The following is a 20,722-nucleotide window of genomic DNA, read 5'->3' as shown; positions in this document are numbered from 1 at the left end:
TTCATCGTATGCATATCGTATCTAGCAGAAAAGAAAAACGCCACGACTAAGCGTGGCGTTCCCCGAGTTTTTGTTGCTTACGAGCGCTTCATCATGTCGAAGAAGTCATCGTTGGTTTTGGTCATCGCCAATTTGTTGATGAGGAACTCCATAGCATCAATTTCGCCCATCGGGTGAATGATTTTGCGCAGGATCCACATTTTCTGCAGCTCTTCCTGCGTGGTGAGCAGCTCTTCTTTACGCGTACCGGAACGGTTGTAATCGATGGCCGGGAAGACGCGTTTCTCAGCGATCTTACGGGACAGATGCAGTTCCATGTTACCGGTGCCTTTAAACTCTTCGTAGATGACTTCATCCATTTTAGAGCCGGTATCGATAAGCGCGGTGGCGATAATGGTCAGGCTACCGCCCTCTTCCACGTTACGTGCAGCACCGAAGAAACGTTTTGGACGGTGCAGGGCGTTAGCGTCAACACCACCGGTCAGGACTTTACCGGAAGCCGGTACTACGGTGTTGTAGGCACGCGCCAGACGAGTGATGGAGTCGAGCAGGATGATAACGTCTTTCTTGTGCTCAACCAGTCGTTTCGCCTTCTCGATAACCATTTCGGCAACCTGAACGTGGCGAGAGGCTGGTTCGTCAAAGGTGGAAGCAACAACCTCACCTTTAACCAGACGCTGCATCTCGGTCACTTCTTCCGGGCGTTCGTCGATCAGCAGAACCATCAGCACGCAGTCTGGATGGTTATAAGCAATGCTCTGCGCAATGTTCTGCAGCAGCATGGTTTTACCGGCTTTTGGCGGCGCCACGATCAGACCACGCTGGCCGCGACCGATTGGCGATGCCAGATCCAGTACACGAGCGGTTAAGTCTTCGGTAGAACCGTTACCACGCTCCATACGCAGACGAGAGTTTGCATGCAGGGGCGTTAAGTTTTCGAACAGAATCTTGCTACGGGCGTTTTCCGGCTTATCGTAGTTAACTTCGTTGACCTTCAGCAGCGCAAAGTAGCGTTCGCCTTCTTTTGGCGGACGAATCTTACCGGAGATGGTATCCCCTGTGCGAAGGTTGAAACGGCGGATTTGGCTGGGAGAAACGTAGATGTCGTCGGGACCGGCGAGGTAGGAGCTGTCTGCGGAGCGGAGGAAACCAAATCCATCCTGCAGTATCTCCAGCACACCGTCACCAAAGATATCTTCGCCACTCTTAGCGTGTTGCTTCAGGATGGAGAAAATGATGTCCTGCTTGCGCATGCGGGCTTGGTTTTCCAGCCCCATATTTTCGCCGAGAGTAATCAGCTCAGAAACCGGCGTATTCTTTAATTCGGTAAGATTCATAATGGTGGGTTCTTAAACTCGGGGTAAATCTCGAACTTAGTTTCGTGAATGGTATGGCAGGGTCATCCGTGCCTGTTTAGTGGCTACCACACATGTCTGATCGCTGCCTGGTCATAGGAAATACGCAGAACTGAAACGACGAGACGGAATGGGTGATAAGCCCGAATTCGGTTATGCGTCCGTTGTGATTGCTGTAAAAGAGAGTTGATTTGACAGCGAACGGGAAGCATTAAGGTAATACAAAGATTCAAACTTAAGGGCAAGTTCAAAGCGAAGTCATAGGTAACTTAGCATGTGTGACGCCGGGCGTCCAGCAGCTCGCAAAAAAATGCAAGTACGGCACGCACCGGCTGAGATTCCATTATGCCAGATTAGCGTCGAGGAACTCTTTTAACTGGCCTTTAGACAGCGCGCCTACTTTGGTCGCAGCGACTTCGCCATTTTTGAACAGCAACAGAGTTGGGATACCACGGATGCCGTACTTCGGCGCCGTACCCGGGTTCTGGTCGATGTTCAGCTTAGCTACGGTGATTTTGCCCTGATATTCATCAGCGATCTCGTCGAGAATCGGGGCGATCATTTTACACGGACCACACCACTCTGCCCAGAAATCAACCAGAATCAACCCTTCAGCTTGAAGCACGTCCGTGTCGAAACTGCCGTCAGTCAGGTGAATAATTTTATCGCTCATGTTCAACTCCACAGGATTATGTCTACCTTGTTGGTGTAGCATTAACCAACTTGGGGTGACTTTATTTCACCCGGTTTATTTCAACGGATGTGCTTTCGTAAAGCAATAGTAAACTGATATTCTACCACACTATGAGCAAAACACATTTGACCGAAAAGAAGTTTTCCGACTTCGCCCTGCACCCTAAGGTGATTGAAGCCCTTGAAAATAAAGGGTTCCATAACTGCACCCCAATTCAGGCACTGGCACTTCCGCTGACTCTGGCGAATCGTGACGTTGCAGGGCAGGCGCAAACCGGTACAGGCAAAACGATGGCGTTTCTGACGTCCACGTTCCACTATTTACTTTCTCACCCGGTTCCAGAGAACCGTCAGGTTAATCAACCGCGCGCCTTGATTATGGCGCCAACCCGCGAGTTAGCGGTACAGATTCACTCTGATGCGGAACCGCTGGCTCAGGCTACAGGCCTGAAGCTTGGCCTTGCCTACGGCGGCGATGGCTATGATAAACAGCTGAAAGTGCTGGAAAGCGGCGTAGACATTTTGATTGGCACCACCGGTCGTTTGATCGATTACGCCAAACAAAACCACATTAACTTAGGTGCCATTCAGGTTGTGGTACTGGATGAAGCCGACCGCATGTACGACCTCGGCTTTATCAAAGATATTCGTTGGCTGTTCCGTCGCATGCCGCCGGTCACCCAGCGCCTGAACATGCTGTTCTCTGCGACCCTTTCCTACCGCGTACGTGAACTGGCTTTCGAGCAGATGAACAACGCGGAATATGTAGAAGTTGAACCGGAACAGAGAACCGGCCACCGCATTAAAGAAGAGCTTTTCTACCCTTCTAACGAAGAGAAAATGCGTCTGCTGCAAACGCTTATTGAAGAAGAATGGCCAGACCGCGCCATTATCTTCGCGAACACCAAACACCGCTGTGAAGATATTTGGGGTCATCTGGCCGCTGATGGTCACCGCGTTGGGCTGTTAACGGGTGATGTCGCACAGAAAAAACGCCTGCGTATCCTGGAAGAGTTTACCCGTGGCGATCTGGATATTCTGGTTGCAACCGACGTTGCGGCTCGCGGCCTGCATATCCCAGCGGTGACCCACGTCTTTAACTACGATCTGCCAGACGACTGTGAAGATTACGTTCACCGTATTGGTCGTACCGGGCGTGCCGGAGCAAGCGGTCATTCGATCAGCCTCGCGTGCGAAGACTACGCGCTGAACTTATCGGCGATTGAAACCTATATTGGCCACTCAATTCCGGTGAGCAAATATAACGCTGAAGCATTGTTAAATGAGTTCCCACCGCCAAAACGCCTGACCCGTAGCCGCCCAGGCAACGGTCCACGCCGCGGTGGCGCTCCTCGTGGTAATCGTCGTCGCGCAGGTTAAAAAAATCTATGCTTAGTACCGCCTCACTCTATGCAGCAATTGATCTGGGTTCTAACAGTTTTCATATGTTGGTTGTGCGTGAGGTGGCAGGAAGCATACAAACCCTGACCCGCATTAAACGAAAAGTCCGCCTCGCTGCTGGCCTCAACAGCGAGTGCGTTCTCTCCCCGGAAGCCATGGAACGTGGCTGGCAATGTCTGCGCTTATTTGCCGAACGCCTTCAGGACATTCCTCAGAACCAAATTCGCGTAGTGGCAACAGCCACGCTGCGCCTAGCCGTCAATGCCGATGTATTTCTGCAAAAGGCTCAGGAAATCCTGGGTTGCCCGGTGCAGGTTATTCGCGGTGAAGAAGAAGCTCGCCTGATTTATCAGGGCGTCGCCCACACGACCGGCGGCGACGATCGCCGTCTGGTGGTCGATATCGGCGGTGCAAGTACGGAGCTGGTGACCGGCACCGGTGCGCAGACAACCTCGTTATTCAGCCTCTCAATGGGCTGTGTCACATGGCTGGAGCGTTTCTTCAGCGACAGGAATCTCGCTCAGGAAAATTTTGCGGCTGCTGAAGCGGCGGCTGCAGAAGTCCTCAGTCCGGTGATTAATGAGCTGAAAAACCACGGTTGGAAAATCTGTGTAGGCGCTTCGGGTACCGTGCAGGCGCTGCAGGAAATCATGATGGCGCAGGGGATGGACGAACGCATTACCCTGGCAAAACTCCAGCAGTTAAAACAACGCGCTATTCAGTGTGGCCGGCTAGAAGAGCTGGAAATTGAAGGGCTCACGCTGGAGCGGGCGCTGGTTTTCCCAAGCGGTCTGGCGATTCTCATCGCTATCTTCCAACAGCTTGATATTGAATGCATGACGCTTGCCGGCGGTGCGCTGCGAGAAGGTTTGGTTTATGGAATGCTGCATCTTGCAGTTGACCAGGAGATTCGCCAGAGAACGCTGCGTAACGTTCAGCGCCGATTTATGGTGGACACCAGCCAGGCGGCTCGCGTGGAACAGCTTGCGCAGAATTTTGCTTCACAAATCGCAGAGCCGTGGGGGCTGGATCCACTCAGTCAGCAGATGCTGGCAAGCAGCGCCCTGTTACATGAAATTGGCTTAAGCATCGATTTTAAACATGCTCCGCAGCATGCGGCCTATCTGGTGAGAAATCTGGATTTGCCGGGATACACGCCGGCACAGAAAAAGCTGCTGGCAACGCTGCTGCTCAACCAGACCAATCCTGTCGATCTCTCTTCGCTCCACCAGCAAAACGCGGTCCCGCCGCGTGTGGCAGAAAGGCTTTGCCGCCTGTTACGCCTGGCGATTATTTTTGCAAACCGCCGCCGGGACGACATTCTTCCCGAAATTAAGCTGCAGGCCGACGGCGAAACGCTGCATCTGGCATTGCCCGATACCTGGCTGGCCTGCCACCCTCTCGGTGCCGAACTGCTGGAACAGGAAAAACTCTGGCAGAGCTACGTTCACTGGCAACTCAGCGTCAACTGATCTAGCTTTTACGTGCTTTTGCCAGCATTTCGCGAATGTTGGCCACATTACTCTGCCCTTTTTGCATCCGCTCCTCGGCAGAAACTACCTTCCGCTCGGTTTCCCAGCTTAAATCATCCTGCGGCAACTCCAGCAGGAACCGGCTTGGTTCAGGGCGTACCAGCTCGCCATACTGCCGGCGTTCCCGGCAAAGCGTAAACGTCAGCTCTTTTTGCGCTCGGGTAATCCCCACGTATGCCAGGCGGCGCTCTTCATCCACGTTATCTTCGTCAATGCTGCTTTGGTGTGGCAGGATCCCTTCCTCCATGCCGACGAGGTAGACATAAGGGAATTCCAACCCCTTAGAAGCATGCAGAGTCATCAACTGAACCTGATCGGCCTCTTCTTCACTCTCACCACGCTCCATCATGTCGCGCAGCGTAAAGCGCGTCACCACCTGGGTTAAGGTCATCGGCTCGTCCAGATCGCTGCCTTCAAGCATTTCCGTCATCCAGCTAAAGAGCTGATTCACGTTTTTCATGCGCATTTCCGCAGCTTTCGGGCTGGGCGAGGTTTCATACAGCCAGCTTTCGTAGTCGATGCCGTGGATCAGATCCCGTACCGCTGCCACCGGTTCGCGCTCGGCAAGCGTAGCCACGTCCCGCAGCCAGTGGGTAAAACGCTGCAGTGCATCAAGGCCGCGTCCGCTTAGCGTCTGGCTCAGCCCCATATCGAAGCTGGCGGTAAACAGGCCTTTATTGCGCTGCATCGCCCACTCGCCAAGCTTTTGCAGCGTTGCCGGGCCAATCTCGCGCTTGGGCGTATTCACAATGCGCAAGAAGGCACTGTCGTCATCCGGATTCGTCAGCACACGAAGGTAGGCAAGCAGATCTTTAATTTCCGGACGCGAGAAGAAAGATGTGCCGCCCGAGATACGATATGGGATGCGGTTTTGCATCAGCATCTTTTCGAACACCCGCGACTGGTGGTTACCGCGATACAGAATGGCGTAATCTTTATAGTTGGTTTTATTGATAAAGTGGTGAGCAATAAGCTCGCCGGTGACGCGTTCGGCCTCATGCTCTTCATGATTCGCCGTAACCACTTTTAATTCCGCGCCGTGCTCCAGTTCGGAGAAAAGGCGTTTCTCAAAAACGTGCGGGTTATTGGCAATCAGAATATTGGCCGCATTCAAAATACGACGGGATGAGCGGTAGTTCTGCTCGAGCTTAATCACCTGCAGCGCCGGAAAATCTTTGCTCAGCAGCACCAGGTTCTGCGGGTTCGCCCCACGCCATGAATAAATAGACTGGTCATCGTCGCCTACAACGGTAAAACGGGCTCGCGCGCCGACAAGCAGTTTCACCAGCTCATACTGGCTGGTGTTGGTATCCTGATATTCATCCACCAGCAGATAGCGGATGCGGTTTTGCCAGCGTTCGCGAACCTCTGCATTGCGCTGCAGCAGTAATGTTGGCAGCAGAATAAGATCGTCAAAATCCAGTACATTACAGGACTTCAGGTGCGTATCGTAAAGGCCATAGCAATGGGCAAAAATACGATCCCTCTCGCCCTTCGCCTGCGCGGCAGCCTGCGCCGGAGACAGCAAACCGTTCTTCCAGTTAGAGATGGTTGAAATCAGCTGCTGGAGAAGCACTTTGTCGTTTTCTAACAGGCCTTCGGTTAGCTCTTTTAACAGCGCGGTCTGATCGGTATCGTCGAACAGCGAAAAGTTAGATTTCATCCCAAGCGCCGCGTACTCGCGCTTGATGATTTCCAGCCCCAGCGTGTGGAATGTAGAAATCATCAGCCCACGCGCTTCTTTACGTCCCAGCGTTTGCGAGACGCGCTCTTTCATTTCGCGGGCGGCCTTATTGGTAAAAGTTACCGCCGCAATCTGGCGCGCCTGATAGCCACTTTCGCGGATCAGATGTGCAATTTTATTGGTGATTACGCGCGTTTTACCCGAGCCGGCCCCGGCCAATACCAGGCAGGGTCCGGTGACAAATTCGACGGCTTGTTGTTGGCCAGGGTTTAAACGCATACGGTCACTCAATGAAAGTCAGGAGGGGACAAAAACAGCGTGGTAGTATAGCGAGCGTAATCAACATGACTCAAGGCACTATCATGGCAAAAACCGCAGCAGCACTGCATATCCTTGTAAAGGAAGAAAAACTGGCTCTGGACCTTCTGGAGCAGCTAAAAAACGGCGGCGACTTCGAGAAACTGGCGAAGAAGCACTCCACCTGCCCGTCCGGCAAAAAAGGCGGCCATTTAGGTGAATTCCGTCAGGGCCAGATGGTTCCTGCGTTCGATAAAGTGGTGTTTTCCTGCCCACTGCTGGAGCCTTACGGCCCGCTGCACACTCAGTTCGGTTACCACATCATCAAGGTGCTGTACCGTAACTAAGCAAAAGGCCGGGATATCCGGCCTTTTCTTTGCTCTTTATTTTGTCGACTGCAGCGTCTGCTGAGCTTCATGCTTCAGTAAATGCGTGCCAACCGCCATCTGGAACACTTTAAAAATAATGCCGTTTACGAAGGTGGTCAGCGTGAGGGTAATAAAAGCCGTCATAATCCAGTCGATCACCGGCATCCCGCTGTGCAGCAAATAGGGACGGTAAATCAGCATTCCGGCAAACACCACCCAATGGCTAAGGCAGTAGAAACATTGAAAGAGATGGCCCAGCATCGCATGCTTTTTTGCCGTCCAGCTGCGCAACCCTGCAAACAGTTCAGTTTGCGTAATCGTCATCGAAATACTGGCTGCGGCCAGGGCGATCATCAAACAGACTGGCAGATCCGTGGTTAAGGTTGAAATCATTCCTCATGCCCCTTTTCATTGAAATAGCTAATAAATTCGCTACCGATATCTTGTAATGTCAGGCTTTTAAACCGCGCCAGCACTAACTCTTCAGCGGCGGTAAAAGTCTCGGACATCACTCGATTGACTCCCTGCTCCACCAGGCATTGCGGGTTTTCATTGCGATTGCCTAGCGCAAATAGCCCCGGAGATCCCAGTGCCAGATAAATATCCAGTAACGTCACCTCGCTGGCCGGGCGGCATAGCCTCCAGCCGCCGTGGTGGCCTTTGGTCGAGCAGACGATGTTGTTCTCGCGCAGACCGGCGAGCACTTTACGAATAAACGCCGGATTGCCGTCGATAAAGGCAGCCATTTGTTCCGATGTGAGCGGTTTGTCCATCTGCTCCAAATGAAGCAGGATGTGCAAAGTTGCTGAGAAGGAGTTATTTATTTTCATGTAACTTACAATATTACATAAAAAGAGAGACGGCAAGATAGCGGGCACAAAAAAGGCGCCGAAGCGCCTTTTTCATTTCAAAAACACATTAGCCAGCAACAGCAATGCGTTTCATATCAGTCATATAGCCACGCAGTTTTTTACCCACTTTTTCGATTTCGTGGCTGCGAATGGCTTCATTTACGTCGCGAAGCTGAGCGTTGTCTACCGCAGCGGCTGGGATCTCTTTACCCAAATCGCCCGGCTGCAGCGTGGTCATGAACTCTTTCAGCAGCGGAACCGCAGCGTAGGAGAACAGGTAGTTACCGTACTCAGCGGTATCAGAAATAACCACGTTCATTTCGTACAGACGCTTACGAGCAATCGTGTTAGCGATCAGCGGCAGCTCGTGCAGGGATTCATAGTATGCAGACTCTTCGATGATGCCGGCATCAACCATGGTTTCGAAGGCCAGCTCAACGCCCGCTTTCACCATCGCGATCATTAACACGCCTTTATCGAAGTATTCCTGCTCGGAAATCTTACCTTCAAACTGTGGCGCAGTTTCGAAAGCGGTCTGGCCGGTCTCTTCACGCCAGGTATGCAGTTTCTTGTCGTCGTTAGCCCAGTCGGCCATCATGCCGGAGGAGAATTCACCGGAGATGATGTCATCCATATGTTTCTGGAACAGCGGAGCCATGATGGTTTTCAACTGCTCGGACAGCGCGTTGGCACGGATTTTTGCCGGGTTGGACAGGCGGTCCATCATCAGCGTGATCCCGCCCTGCTTCAGCGCTTCGGTGATGGTTTCCCAACCGAACTGAATCAGTTTTTCTGCATACGAAGCATCAGTACCTTCTGCCACCAGCTTGTCGAAGCACAGCAGGGAACCGGCCTGCAGCATACCGCACAGGATAGTTTGCTCGCCCATCAGGTCAGACTTCACTTCAGCAACGAAGGAAGACTCCAGCACGCCCGCACGGTGGCCGCCGGTTGCCGCAGCCCAAGCTTTGGCAATCGCCATGCCTTCGCCTTTCGGATCGTTTTCAGGGTGAACGGCGATAAGGGTCGGAACGCCGAAACCACGCTTATATTCTTCACGAACTTCGGTGCCAGGGCACTTAGGTGCGACCATCACCACGGTGATGTCTTTACGGATAGTTTCACCGACTTCAACCACGTTGAAACCGTGGGAGTAGCCCAGCGCCGCGCCGTCTTTCATCATCGGCTGTACGGCCTGAACAACAGAGGAGTGCTGTTTGTCTGGCGTCAGGTTAACAACCAGATCCGCCTGCGGGATCAGCTCTTCATAAGTCCCGACTTTGAAACCGTTTTCGGTCGCTTTGCGCCAGGAAGCACGCTTCTCGGCGATAGCTTCAGCACGCAGGGCATAGGAAACATCCAGCCCGGAATCACGCATGTTCAGGCCCTGGTTAAGACCCTGAGCACCGCAGCCGACGATGACGACTTTTTTACCTTTGAGGTAGCTTGCTTCATCGGCGAATTCATCGCGCCCCATGAAGCGACATTTACCCAACTGCGCTAACTGCTGACGCAGGTTCAAAGTGTTGAAATAATTAGCCATCGTAGAACTCCGTATGTGTCGTGTTGTGCTTATTGTAAGGGCTCTGCAGCCGTGTCGTGCTGCCTAGAATGAATCCACTATATGACAGGAAATGTGTTGCTTAAATTGATATATTAACAACGTCGTGTTGCGATTATTGCAATACAAAAACGAGGCTTGATGACCATGGATTTACGCGATCTGAAAACCTTTCTGCACCTGGCCGAAAGCCGCCATTTCGGGCGTAGCGCGCGAGCCATGCACGTCAGCCCTTCCACGCTTTCGCGCCAGATCCAGCGGCTTGAAGACGACCTGGGGCAATCTCTGTTTTTGCGTGATAACCGCACCGTGACGCTAACCGAAGCTGGCGAACAATTACGGCAGTTTGCCCAGCACACGCTGCTGCAATATCAGCAGATGCGCCACACGCTTGGCCAGCAGGGGCCTTCCCTGAGCGGAGAGCTGCATCTCTTCTGCTCGGTGACCGCCGCCTACAGTCATCTGCCACCCATTTTGGATCGTTTCCGGGCTGAGCATCCTTCCGTTGAAATTAAGCTGACCACCGGTGACGCCGCGGATGCGGTAGAAAAAGTTGATTCCAATGAAGCCGACCTGGCGATCGCCGGAAAACCAGAATCCCTTCCGCCTGGCGTGGCTTTCTCCATGCTGGAAAACTTATCCGTTGCTTTAATCGCCCCAGCGTTGCCTTGCCCGGTACGGGTGCAGGTGAGCCAGCCGGAGCCAGACTGGGCTAAGATTCCGTTTATCATGCCCGAGCAGGGGCCCGTTCGCCGCCGAATAGAACTGTGGTTCCGCCGCCAGAAAATCAGTAACCCGGTGATTTACGCTACCGTTGCCGGGCATGAAGCTATGGTGTCAATGGTGGCGCTGGGGTGCGGGGTTGCGCTAATCCCGGAAATCGTGCTGGAAAACAGCCCCGAGCCGGTACGTAATCGCGTGCTGATCCTCGAGCGTAACGATGAGAAAGCCCCGTTTGAACTGGGCGTTTGCGTACAAAAAAAGCGGCTCAATGAGCCGCTTATCAGCGCGTTCTGGAAGTTACTGCCCGGCAGCCACTAACCCGCCAGGAAGAAACGGAACGCCGGGTTTTGAGTTTCGTCGTGGCATTCGTAGCCCAGTTCGTTGAGCCGGGTTTCGAAGTCTGGCTCATTTTCACCCAGCTCAAACGCCGCCAGGACACGCCCGTAGTCGGTACCGTGGCTACGGTAGTGGAACAGAGAAATATTCCAGTGTGTCCCTAGCGTGCTCAAGAACTTCAGCAGCGCCCCCGGCGATTCAGGGAATTCGAAGCTGTACAACCGTTCGCGCAGCGGCTTAGAAGGCCGCCCGCCAACCATGTAGCGAACGTGCAGTTTCGCCATCTCATCGTCGGAGAGATCCACCACGCCGTAGCCACCCTCGCTCAGTTGAGCAATGATCTCTTTACGCTCTTCCAGACCACGAGTCAGGCGCACTCCAACAAAAATGCAGGCATTGTCGGAGCTGGCGTAGCGGTAATTGAACTCGGTAACCGAACGACCGCCCAACAGCTGGCAAAACTTCAGGAAGCTGCCTTTTTGCTCCGGAATAGTGACCGCCAGCAACGCTTCCCGCTGCTCGCCCAATTCACAGCGCTCAGAGACATAGCGCAACCCGTGGAAATTCACGTTTGCACCAGACAGCACGTGCGCCAGACGCTCGCCGCGAATGTTGTGCTGCTGCACGTATTTTTTCATCCCCGCCAGCGCCAGCGCACCGGATGGCTCCGCAACGGCGCGGACGTCTTCGAACAAATCCTTCATCGCCGCGCAGATAGCGTCGCTGTCCACGGTGATGATGTCGTCCAGATATTCCTGGCACACACGGAACGTTTCGTCGCCGATACGCTTGACCGCAACGCCTTCTGCAAACAGCCCTACGCGCGGCAGCTCAACCGGCTTCCCGGCTTCCAGCGCCGCTTTCAGGCAGGCAGAATCCTCTGCTTCAACCGCAATCACTTTGATTTGCGGCATCAGTTGCTTGATCAGAACCGCTACACCTGCCGCCAGGCCACCACCGCCCACCGGCACAAAGACGCGATCGATATGCGCATCCTGCTGCAGCAGTTCCAGCGCTACCGTACCCTGCCCGGCGATGACTGCCGGGTGGTCAAACGGAGGCACGTAGGTAAAACCTTGCTGCTGAGAAAGTTCTATGGCTTTGGCTTTTGCCTCATCGAAATTGGCGCCATGCAGCAACACTTCGCCGCCAAAGGCTCGCACAGCGTCGACTTTGATATCCGCAGTGGCCACGGGCATAACGATCAGCGACTTAATACCAAGCCGGGTGGACGAAAGCGCCACGCCCTGAGCGTGATTTCCCGCAGAAGCAGTGATTACGCCGCTGGCTTTTTGCTCGTTGTTCAGCCCAGCAATCATCGAATAAGCACCGCGCAGCTTGAAGCTGTGTACTGGCTGACGGTCTTCACGCTTAACCAGAATGACGTTATCAAGGCGCGAAGAAAGCTTTTCCATTTTCTGCAGCGGCGTTACCTGCACGACTTCGTAAACCGGTGCTCGCAATACCGCGCGCAGATACTCTGCTCCGCCGGGGGCATCGGGTAGCGGTTGTGACTCAGCCATAATTAGCCTCCAAGCTTGCTTTTATCACGCACTGCGCCTTTATCCGCACTGGTGGCGAGGCTGGCGTAAGCGCGCAGAGCGAAGGAAACCTGGCGCTCACGATTGCGAGGAGTCCATGCCGCTTCACCGCGGGCTTCCTGCGCTTCACGACGCGCCGCCATCTCCTGGTCGGTCAGCTGCAGCTGAATACCACGGTTAGGAATATCGATGGCAATCATGTCGCCGTCTTCAATCAGGGCAATGTTGCCGCCGCTGGCTGCTTCCGGAGAAACGTGGCCAATCGACAAGCCAGAAGTCCCGCCGGAGAAACGGCCGTCGGTGACCAGAGCACAGGCTTTACCCAGCCCCATAGACTTCAGGAAGGTTGTTGGATAGAGCATTTCCTGCATGCCAGGCCCGCCTTTCGGCCCTTCGTAGCGAATAACAACCACATCACCCGCAACGACTTTACCGCCGAGGATGGCTTCTACCGCATCGTCCTGGCTTTCATAAACTTTGGCTGGACCGCGGAATACCAGGCTGCCTTCATCCACGCCCGCGGTTTTAACAATACAGCCGTTTTCCGCGAAGTTGCCATACAGAACGGCCAGGCCACCATCTTTGCTGTAGGCATTTTCCAGTGAGCGAATACAACCGCTAGCGCGATCGTCATCCAGCGTGTCCCAACGACAGTTCTGCGAGAAGGCCTGGGTGGTACGAATGCCTGCAGGACCCGCACGGAACATCGTTTTCACCGCTTCGTCTTTGGTCAGCATCACATCGTATTGCTCAAGAGTCTGCGGCAGGGAAAGGCCAAGCACGTTTTTCACTTCGCGGTTAAGCAACCCGGCGCGATCCAGCTCTCCGAGAATCCCGAGCACGCCACCTGCACGGTGCACGTCTTCCATATGGTATTTCTGGGTGCTTGGCGCGACTTTACACAGCTGAGGAACCTTGCGGGACAGCTGGTCAATATCGGTCATGGTGAAGTCGATTTCAGCTTCTTGCGCAGCAGCCAGCAGGTGCAGAACAGTGTTAGTGGAGCCGCCCATGGCGATATCCAGCGTCATCGCATTTTCAAACGCCGCTTTGCTGGCGATGTTGCGTGGCAGCGCGGTGGCATCATCCTGCTCGTAATAGCGCTTGGTCAGTTCAACAATGCGTTTCCCGGCATTCAGGAACAGTTCTTTGCGGTCGGCGTGCGTCGCCAGCAGTGAACCGTTCCCTGGCTGAGACAGGCCCAACGCCTCGGTCAGGCAGTTCATGGAGTTGGCGGTGAACATCCCTGAACAGGAGCCGCAGGTCGGACAGGCTGAACGTTCAACCTGCTCGCTTTGCTCGTCAGAAACTTTCGGGTCCGCGCCCTGAATCATCGCATCGACCAGGTCCAGCTTGATGATCTGATCAGAAAGTTTGGTTTTGCCAGCTTCCATCGGGCCGCCGGAAACGAAGATCACCGGAATGTTCAGGCGCAGCGAGGCCATCAACATCCCTGGGGTGATTTTGTCGCAGTTAGAGATACAAACCATGGCATCGGCGCAGTGAGCGTTGACCATGTACTCAACCGAGTCGGCAATCAGCTCGCGGGACGGCAAGGAATAGAGCATGCCGCCGTGCCCCATCGCGATACCGTCATCCACTGCAATGGTGTTGAATTCTTTCGCTACGCCGCCGGACGCTTCGATTTGCTCGGCAACAAGTTTACCCAGATCGCGCAGGTGAACGTGACCCGGTACGAATTGGGTAAAGGAGTTTACGACCGCAATAATCGGTTTACCGAAATCGGCGTCGGTCATTCCCGTTGCGCGCCACAGAGCGCGGGCACCCGCCATATTACGGCCGTGGGTTGTGGTAGCGGAACGATACTTAGGCATGCTTTATTTACTCCAGTCTGTCAGGTAGCAGGCGGTCAGTTGCCGCCTGCCTGATTATATTTTTTGTTTAAGACTTATGGGTTTACCTGATCTAACCAGCCCCATTTGTCTTCGGTTTCGCCGGTGAACAGGCCAAAGAATGCCTGTTGAATACGTTTGGTAACCGGGCCACAGCGGCCTTCGCCTACCTGGATGCGGTCTACGCTGCGTACCGGGGTGATTTCCGCGGCGGTACCGGACATGAAGACTTCGTCAGCCAGGTACAGAGATTCGCGCGACAGCACCTGCTCACGCACTTCGATACCCAGGTCTTTGGCTAGTTTGATAATCGCGTCACGGGTAATGCCCGGCAGCGCTGAAGAGGTAAACGGAGGGGTATAGATCACGCCGTCTTTTACTTCGAACAGGTTTTCGCCCGCACCCTCAGACAGGAAGCCGTTCACATCCAGAGCAATCCCTTCCTGATAGCCGTGGCGGCGTGCTTCGCTACCGACCAGCAGAGAAGAAAGGTAGTTGCCGCCCGCTTTAGCCGCGGTTGGAATGGTGTTTGGTGCCGCGCGGTTCCAAGAAGAGACCATTGCATCAATCCCCTGGTCCAGCGCTTCGGCGCCCAGGTAAGCGCCCCACGGGAAGGCCGCAATGATCACGTCGGTGGTGTACCCGTCCGGCGGGTTAACGCCCATGCCTACGTCGCCAACAAAGACCAGAGGGCGGATGTAAGCGCTAGTGAGGTTGTTTTTACGGATAACCGCACGGCAGGCTTCCATCAGTTCATCAACGCTTTGCGATACCGGGAAGCGATAGATTTTTGCTGAGTCACGCAAACGCTGCATGTGTTCACGATGGCGGAACACCACTGGCCCTTTGTGCGAGTCGTAGCACCGGATGCCTTCGAAGACCGAAGTACCGTAGTGCAGCGCGTGGGACATTACGTGAACTTTCGCTTCTCCCCACGGAATCATCTCGCCATTGAACCAGATGTAATCAGCTTTCTTGGTCGTCATTGTTCTCTTCCTTTTGCGCTCAGGCGCGGATTTGTTGTGATGTTGGTTGCTGGATTTCAACGCAGGCAACGTCAACCAGCTTGCTTAATTGAGTAAACAGTAATTCGACAGGCCGCAGGCTCGCAACGGTCAATTCAATATTAATATTGTCGGTATTCCCCTCCGCAGCCATATTCATCGAGCAAATCTGGAAACCACGGTGGCGCACCACGCGTAAAACACGTTCTAACGTTTCCGGGCGGAAGCGAGCCTGCACTGAGAGCTGATGTTGCATCATGATAATTTCTCCAGCATTTGCGAGTTACTGGCACCGGGCGGTACCAACGGCCAGACGTTTTCGTACTCATCAATCGAGACGTGAAGCATGTACGGGCCGTCGCTGTTCAACAGGGCGTCTAACGCGGCTTCTACCTGGTCTTTACGGGTGATGTGCTGGCCTGGAATGCCGAAAGCGCTGGCCAGCGTGAGGAAATCTGGGTTGTCGGTCAGGGTTGTTTCACTGTAGCGCTCTTCAAAAAACAGCTGCTGCCACTGCCTCACCATGCCCAGGCGTTGGTTATCGAGCAGCAGGATTTTGACCGGTAACTGCTTGCGCTTGATGGTCCCCAACTCCTGAACGTTCATCATGAAGGAGCCATCGCCGGATACACAGATCACCGTATCTTCCGGCCTCGCAACCTGGGCGCCAACGGCGGCGGGTAAACCAAATCCCATCGTGCCCAGCCCGCTGGAAGTGATGAAGTTTTCCGGGCGAGTGAAGGTCATGTGCTGTGCGGTCCACATCTGATGCTGGCCTACGTCGGTGGTCACAACGGCTTCTGCTGATTTGCGCTCAGAGAGCTGTTTCAACAACAGCGGGGCATAGATAGCCTGTCCCGGATGATCATAGCGCCATTGGTGTTCTTCGTTCAGGGCCGCGATATGCTGCTGCCACGAAGCAATGTGCAACGGCTGTTGCAAGGCAGGTAAAAGCTGGTTCAGCGGCCCCTGCAACCCAACATGCGCCTGACGTAGCTTACTCAGCTCCGCAGGATCGATATCCATGTGGATAACTTTGGCATGGGGTGCAAAGGTATTTAGCTTCCCGGTGACGCGGTCATCGAAACGGGCGCCAACGGCCAACAGCAGATCGCATTCCTGAACGGCGAGGTTCGCAGCTTTGGTACCGTGCATCCCCAACATGCCGGTATAAAACGCATGGTCGGCAGGTACTGCACCCAGTCCTTTCAAAGTGACAGTGGAAGGCATACCCGTTACGGAAATAAACTCACGGAGCGCCGGCACCGCCTGCGCCATCCCAACGCCGCCGCCAACGTAAAGCATAGGCTTTTTGGCCTGAGCGAGCATTTCGCGGGCTTGCTGCAATTCAGCAAACGGCAGGTCTGTATCATCTTCAACGGCAGATAACCAGGCCTCAGGCTCACCGAGAGCCAACTGTATATCTTTCGGAATATCAACCAAAACGGGACCTGGACGGCCAGAATTAGCAATCTCAAATGCCTCGGCAAGTACGCGTGGCAATTCATCAAGGGATTCGACGAGGAAACTGTGTTTGGTGCAGGCAAGCGACAGGCCAAGGACGTCAACTTCCTGGAAAGCATCGGTGCCTATCAGAGGTGCGGCCACCTGGCCAGTGATGGCAACAACGGGAACAGAATCTAAAAGTGCGTCGGCAAGTCCGGTTAACAGGTTGGTCGCGCCGGGGCCAGAAGTGGCAATACACACGCCGGTTTTGCCGGTTGAGCGAGCATAACCAATGGCCGCCATTGCCGCACCTTGCTCATGGCGACACAGTAGATGTTCCACACCACCGTCGTACAACGCATCGTACACCGGCATAATCGCGCCGCCAGGATAACCGAAAACTGTTTCAACACCCTGCGCTCGCAACGCATGTACTACCCACTGTGCACCATTCATAGTTAGTTCCCCGTCTCATTACCGGAGAAACAGCATTTTATTCTGCAACACATACTCTGTTCCTCGCTTCACATTCTTCAGTCAACAAAAAACCCCCGGACCTTTCGGTGCGGGGGTTCTTTTCGATTCAGGCTTGATTTTTAAGCCTTTCTTTCTCCAAGTGCAGCCCCGCACGGTGGGATAATAATCACCACCACGCTAATCACGACCAGGCTAATCACTCGTAGAAGGGCTTTCATTTTCTGTATGTTCTAACGTCTAGTTCGAAGTAATGCCTACAGAGTTATCACAGAGTTTATGTAAAGCACAATATTTTTTTATGACGGAAAGATCGTCACCGAAAATAATTAGCATAAAAACTATTTAATTTCAGTGGATAACGAGAACGTGAAAATAATTCACAAAACTGGTCTGCTGAGGCTATTTCCTGCGTAATGCCAGTAAAAAGTTATTGTTATGCGATCGACTTCGCAGCCAGAGCTGCAAAAAAGAAAATGGATAAAAAAGCCATGGAGATGCTTCCCGGCACATCAAGAGAACAATATTTAATCTTTTATTGATACGGCAGAATGAAGTTTTTCACGGAGAAAAAATGTCACTGTCGGTTGTCTACACCAGAGCAGCACTTGGCGTTCACGCACCTCAAGTTACGGTTGAAGTGCATATCAGTGCGGGTTTACCAGGACTTACGCTTGTCGGACTGCCTGAAACCACCGTGAGAGAGGCTCGGGATCGGGTCAGAAGCGCATTGATCAATAGCGGCTACACGTTTCCGGCACGTAAAATCACCATTAACCTTGCTCCGGCAGATCTTCCTAAAGAGGGGGGAAGATACGATTTACCTATTGCTTTGGCGCTGCTGGTTGCCTCTGAGCAACTTAATGCCCCCAAGCTGGCCCAGCTTGAGTTTATCGGCGAGCTTGCGTTAACGGGAGAGTTACGCGGCGTTTCCGGGGCCATATCATCCGCTATGGAGGCCTTAAAAGCAGGGCGAGAAGTTGTTGTTGCAGCAGAAAATGAGGGAGAGGTTGGCCTGATAGCTGAACCGGGATGCTTTGTAGCCACACATCTGACCGAGGTATGTGCCTGGCTGGAAGGAAAGCACGATCTCCGCCCCCCGGTTAGCCCTGCACTGTGGCAAGCGGATAGCGTGGAAGACATGAACGAGATTATTGGGCAAAGCCAAGGGAAACGAGCGCTGGAAATTGCGGCAGCTGGCGGTCATAACCTGTTGCTGATAGGGCCACCGGGAACAGGTAAAACTATGCTGGCAAGCCGACTCAATACGCTTCTTCCTCCTTTGAACGATGCTGAAGCACTACAGAGCGCAGCTATTCTAAGCCTGGTACAATCCTCGCATCTTCATCGCCATTGGCGCCAGCGTCCGTTCAGAGCTCCCCATCATAGCGCTTCTCTAACTTCCATCGTCGGTGGAGGAGCTATCCCGCAGCCAGGGGAAATTTCATTAGCGCACAACGGCGTGTTATTTCTGGATGAATTACCCGAGTTTGAACGCCGCGTTCTGGACTCTCTCAGGGAGCCTATTGAGTCCGGAGAAATTCATATCTCCCGTACTCGAGCCAAAATTACCTATCCAGCAGATTTTCAACTTATTGCGGCCATGAATCCCAGCCCGACCGGGCACTATGAAGGCAACCATAATCGCTCCACACCGCAACAGACCCTTCGCTATATGAATCGCCTGTCTGGCCCTTTTCTCGACCGCTTCGATCTCTCCGTAGATATTCCACTTCTTCCTGCCGGGATGCTCAGCAAAACAAGTAATAACGAAGAGAAGAGCGAGGTAATAAGAGCAAGGGTCATGGAGACACGTAACAGGCAGTTCTTAAGGCAGGATAAGCTTAATGCCCGGCTCAGCAACCATGAGATCCGCAAACACTGTGCGCTTATTCAGGATGATGCTGTTTGGCTGGAAGAAACATTACTCAAGCTGGGCCTGTCGGTCAGAGCATGGCAACGCCTTCTGAAAGTCTCCCGTACCATTGCGGATATCGGGCATTGCGAGAGTATTACTCGGACACATCTCCAGGAAGCGCTCAGCTATCGAACAATTGATCGGTTGCTCCTGCATTTGCACAGGCTTGCGGAATAAAAAAGGGGCTTTCGCCCCATTTTTTAATCGTCACTATCGCTGTAGTCTTCAACCGTATCCATCTGCGGTTTGCCGCCAGACAGAGTATGAAAACGTTTTGGGCGCTTGATACGCGCCATGTACTTGCTCCAGACGCGTTCCGCTTCAGTAGCAGGCTCGCGCACACCACGGCATACGGCGACAAACTGCACTTCTTCTTCAGTGCCTGGTTCACGCTTGCCGAGATCCAGCTCATTGAACGCAAAACCATGGCGTTCTAATAGCTGTGCCTCTTTGATGGTGAAATCACCATGACGAGCAAACCCACGTGGATAATGTTTATTGTCGAAAAACCGATTAGTCGTCGTAAAGCTTTCCGCCATCCTACACGCTCCTGATTTTCTTGGCCGAGCTATTTATGGCGCGGAGTATTAGTTACGCTTGACAGAGTGTAAAACAAAACATTTAAATCATAACGACAAATTATTTTTTGGAGTAAGGCGTGGACACAGAATTACTTAAAACCTTCCTGGAAGTTAGCAGAACACGGCACTTTGGTCGCGCTGCAGAAGCACTTTATTTGACGCAATCTGCGGTAAGCTTTCGTATCCGACAGCTCGAAAATCAGCTGGGCGTAAACCTTTTTACCCGCCACCGCAATAACATACGACTGACAACTGCCGGAGAGCGCCTGCTACCCTACGCAGAAAATCTGATGAATACGTGGTTAGCGGCAAAAAAAGAGGTATCACATACTTCTCAGCATAATCAGCTAACGCTTGGTGCCAGTGCATCACTTTGGGAATGCATGCTTTCTGAATGGCTAATTGCGCTTTATCAACAGCATAACGGCCTGCAGTTCGAAGCACGAATTGCACAACGCCAGTCGCTCGTTAAACAGCTTCATGAGCGTCAGCTGGATTTATTGCTCACAACTGAAGCACCCAAAATGGATGAATTTTCCAGCCAGCTGCTAGGTTACTTCAGCATGGGGCTTTATGGTCCTACCGCTGAAAGCCGTAAAGCTTCACTCAACTATTTACGTATCGAGTGGGGGGCAGATTTTCATCAGCATGAAGTCGAGCTCATTGGGAGTGATGATATTCCGGTATTAACCACCAGTTCAGCAAAAGTAGCCTGCAAGCTGATATCTGAACTTAACGGTTGTACCTTCCTGCCGATTGAATGGGCAAAAGAACAGCCTGGGATCTGGCCTGTCCCTGAAAGCACGGCGCTTTCCAGACCCTTATATGCTGTTTGGTTACAAAACACGGACAAACAGAGCATTATCAAAGAATTATTAAAGACACCATTAATAGCGCAGTAATGCGCTTTTCATAGAAATGAGCAAAAAGGAGTGGAATTTTGGATAAAAAAAATCCTTTGCCTAAGCAAAGGATTATATATGGCAGGGGCGGAGAGACTCGAACTCGCGACACCCGGTTTTGGAGACCGGTGCTCTACCAACTGAGCTACGCCCCTAAATTTTTCTACTATTAAGCCTGCTTAAGTAGCAGGCTTAATTTTAA

The 20,722-nt window shown here is 53.1% G+C and carries 19 protein-coding genes and 1 tRNA gene; 6 read left to right on the top strand and 14 right to left on the bottom strand.

Features of this window, described 5'->3' with window-relative positions:
- Positions 1 to 77 precede the first annotated feature (77 nt).
- Together rho and trxA are read right to left on the bottom strand one after the other, a co-directional pair.
- The gene (gene rho / locus CNE01S_RS20780) at positions 78 to 1,337 is read right to left on the bottom strand and encodes a transcription termination factor Rho (RefSeq protein ID WP_008455558.1); all 1,260 of its coding nucleotides are present in this window, start codon (positions 1,335 to 1,337) and stop codon (positions 78 to 80) included.
- 361 nt (positions 1,338 to 1,698) lie between these two features.
- A complete protein-coding gene (trxA, locus tag CNE01S_RS20775) occupies positions 1,699 to 2,028 on the bottom strand; it encodes a thioredoxin TrxA (protein WP_008455560.1) in 330 nt (109 codons plus the stop codon).
- Between the two features lie 131 nt (positions 2,029 to 2,159).
- Between trxA and rhlB the strand changes: the two genes are divergently transcribed.
- Complete coding sequence (rhlB, locus tag CNE01S_RS20770) at positions 2,160 to 3,428, top strand: ATP-dependent RNA helicase RhlB (protein ID WP_061278190.1); 1,269 nt, start codon at positions 2,160 to 2,162, stop codon at positions 3,426 to 3,428.
- Positions 3,429 to 3,436: 8 nt separating this feature from the next.
- On the top strand, positions 3,437 to 4,921 hold the full coding sequence (gene gppA / locus CNE01S_RS20765) for a guanosine-5'-triphosphate,3'-diphosphate diphosphatase (protein WP_061278187.1): 1,485 nt from the start codon (positions 3,437 to 3,439) through the stop codon (positions 4,919 to 4,921).
- Between the two features lies 1 nt (position 4,922).
- Here gppA and rep read toward each other — a convergent pair whose 3' ends face one another.
- A complete protein-coding gene (gene rep, locus CNE01S_RS20760; RefSeq protein ID WP_061278184.1) occupies positions 4,923 to 6,944 on the bottom strand; it encodes a DNA helicase Rep in 2,022 nt (673 codons plus the stop codon).
- 83 nt (positions 6,945 to 7,027) lie between these two features.
- Between rep and ppiC the strand changes: the two genes are divergently transcribed.
- Positions 7,028 to 7,309, top strand: coding sequence for a peptidylprolyl isomerase PpiC (ppiC, locus tag CNE01S_RS20755; protein ID WP_008455569.1), 282 nt, complete (start codon positions 7,028 to 7,030; stop codon positions 7,307 to 7,309).
- A gap of 36 nt (positions 7,310 to 7,345) precedes the next feature.
- On the opposite strand, the gene CNE01S_RS20750 is transcribed toward ppiC, so the two are convergent.
- The 3 genes from CNE01S_RS20750 to ilvC all read right to left on the bottom strand — a co-directional run bounded on the left by CNE01S_RS20750 (position 7,346) and on the right by ilvC (position 9,724).
- Positions 7,346 to 7,723, bottom strand: a complete 378-nt coding sequence (locus CNE01S_RS20750; RefSeq protein WP_039289206.1) for a hypothetical protein — start codon at positions 7,721 to 7,723, stop codon at positions 7,346 to 7,348.
- Positions 7,720 to 8,160: an Rrf2 family transcriptional regulator gene (locus tag CNE01S_RS20745; RefSeq protein ID WP_034807977.1), complete on the bottom strand. Its 441-nt coding sequence runs from the start codon at positions 8,158 to 8,160 to the stop codon at positions 7,720 to 7,722. Before CNE01S_RS20745 ends, CNE01S_RS20750 begins: the two co-directional genes overlap by 4 nt.
- A gap of 88 nt (positions 8,161 to 8,248) precedes the next feature.
- Positions 8,249 to 9,724 (bottom strand): ketol-acid reductoisomerase, encoded by a 1,476-nt coding sequence (gene ilvC / locus CNE01S_RS20740; protein ID WP_061278181.1) that lies wholly within the window; start codon positions 9,722 to 9,724, stop codon positions 8,249 to 8,251.
- 165 nt (positions 9,725 to 9,889) lie between these two features.
- On the opposite strand from ilvC, the gene ilvY reads away from it, so the two are divergent.
- Positions 9,890 to 10,783 (top strand): HTH-type transcriptional activator IlvY, encoded by an 894-nt coding sequence (ilvY, locus tag CNE01S_RS20735; RefSeq protein ID WP_061278219.1) that lies wholly within the window; start codon positions 9,890 to 9,892, stop codon positions 10,781 to 10,783.
- On the opposite strand, the gene ilvA is transcribed toward ilvY, so the two are convergent.
- The 6 genes from ilvA to ilvL all read right to left on the bottom strand — a co-directional run bounded on the left by ilvA (position 10,780) and on the right by ilvL (position 17,340).
- Positions 10,780 to 12,324, bottom strand: a complete 1,545-nt coding sequence (ilvA, locus tag CNE01S_RS20730; protein ID WP_061278176.1) for a threonine ammonia-lyase, biosynthetic — start codon at positions 12,322 to 12,324, stop codon at positions 10,780 to 10,782. The genes ilvY and ilvA overlap by 4 nt on opposite strands.
- Before the next feature lie 2 nt (positions 12,325 to 12,326).
- Positions 12,327 to 14,177: a dihydroxy-acid dehydratase gene (gene ilvD, locus CNE01S_RS20725; RefSeq protein WP_061278173.1), complete on the bottom strand. Its 1,851-nt coding sequence runs from the start codon at positions 14,175 to 14,177 to the stop codon at positions 12,327 to 12,329.
- Between the two features lie 74 nt (positions 14,178 to 14,251).
- Positions 14,252 to 15,181, bottom strand: coding sequence for a branched-chain amino acid transaminase (locus CNE01S_RS20720; RefSeq protein WP_061278171.1), 930 nt, complete (start codon positions 15,179 to 15,181; stop codon positions 14,252 to 14,254).
- 19 nt (positions 15,182 to 15,200) lie between these two features.
- Positions 15,201 to 15,458 (bottom strand): acetolactate synthase 2 small subunit, encoded by a 258-nt coding sequence (gene ilvM, locus CNE01S_RS20715; protein ID WP_061278168.1) that lies wholly within the window; start codon positions 15,456 to 15,458, stop codon positions 15,201 to 15,203.
- Positions 15,455 to 17,101, bottom strand: coding sequence for an acetolactate synthase 2 catalytic subunit (ilvG, locus tag CNE01S_RS20710; RefSeq protein WP_061278166.1), 1,647 nt, complete (start codon positions 17,099 to 17,101; stop codon positions 15,455 to 15,457). The genes ilvM and ilvG overlap by 4 nt, the downstream gene beginning before the upstream one ends.
- Before the next feature lie 140 nt (positions 17,102 to 17,241).
- A complete protein-coding gene (gene ilvL / locus CNE01S_RS24795) occupies positions 17,242 to 17,340 on the bottom strand; it encodes an ilv operon leader peptide (protein ID WP_072279198.1) in 99 nt (32 codons plus the stop codon).
- A gap of 353 nt (positions 17,341 to 17,693) precedes the next feature.
- On the opposite strand from ilvL, the gene CNE01S_RS20705 reads away from it, so the two are divergent.
- Positions 17,694 to 19,214 (top strand): YifB family Mg chelatase-like AAA ATPase, encoded by a 1,521-nt coding sequence (locus CNE01S_RS20705; protein ID WP_061278163.1) that lies wholly within the window; start codon positions 17,694 to 17,696, stop codon positions 19,212 to 19,214.
- Positions 19,215 to 19,237: 23 nt separating this feature from the next.
- Here the strand turns inward: CNE01S_RS20705 and CNE01S_RS20700 are convergent, their stop codons facing one another.
- Positions 19,238 to 19,576, bottom strand: coding sequence for a MaoP family protein (locus tag CNE01S_RS20700; RefSeq protein WP_039289198.1), 339 nt, complete (start codon positions 19,574 to 19,576; stop codon positions 19,238 to 19,240).
- A gap of 119 nt (positions 19,577 to 19,695) precedes the next feature.
- Between CNE01S_RS20700 and hdfR the strand changes: the two genes are divergently transcribed.
- The gene (gene hdfR, locus CNE01S_RS20695; protein ID WP_061278161.1) at positions 19,696 to 20,520 is read left to right on the top strand and encodes an HTH-type transcriptional regulator HdfR; all 825 of its coding nucleotides are present in this window, start codon (positions 19,696 to 19,698) and stop codon (positions 20,518 to 20,520) included.
- 79 nt (positions 20,521 to 20,599) lie between these two features.
- On the opposite strand, the gene CNE01S_RS20690 is transcribed toward hdfR, so the two are convergent.
- Positions 20,600 to 20,675: transfer RNA gene (locus CNE01S_RS20690), tRNA-Trp, on the bottom strand.
- Between the last annotated feature and the right edge of the window lie 47 nt (positions 20,676 to 20,722).

It is taken from the genome of Cedecea neteri NBRC 105707 = ATCC 33855, assembly GCF_001571265.1.
GTDB classification, from domain to species: domain Bacteria; phylum Pseudomonadota; class Gammaproteobacteria; order Enterobacterales; family Enterobacteriaceae; genus Cedecea; species Cedecea neteri.
Note: the sequence above shows the minus strand (reverse complement) of the source record. Positions and strands in the feature narration are given on the sequence as shown.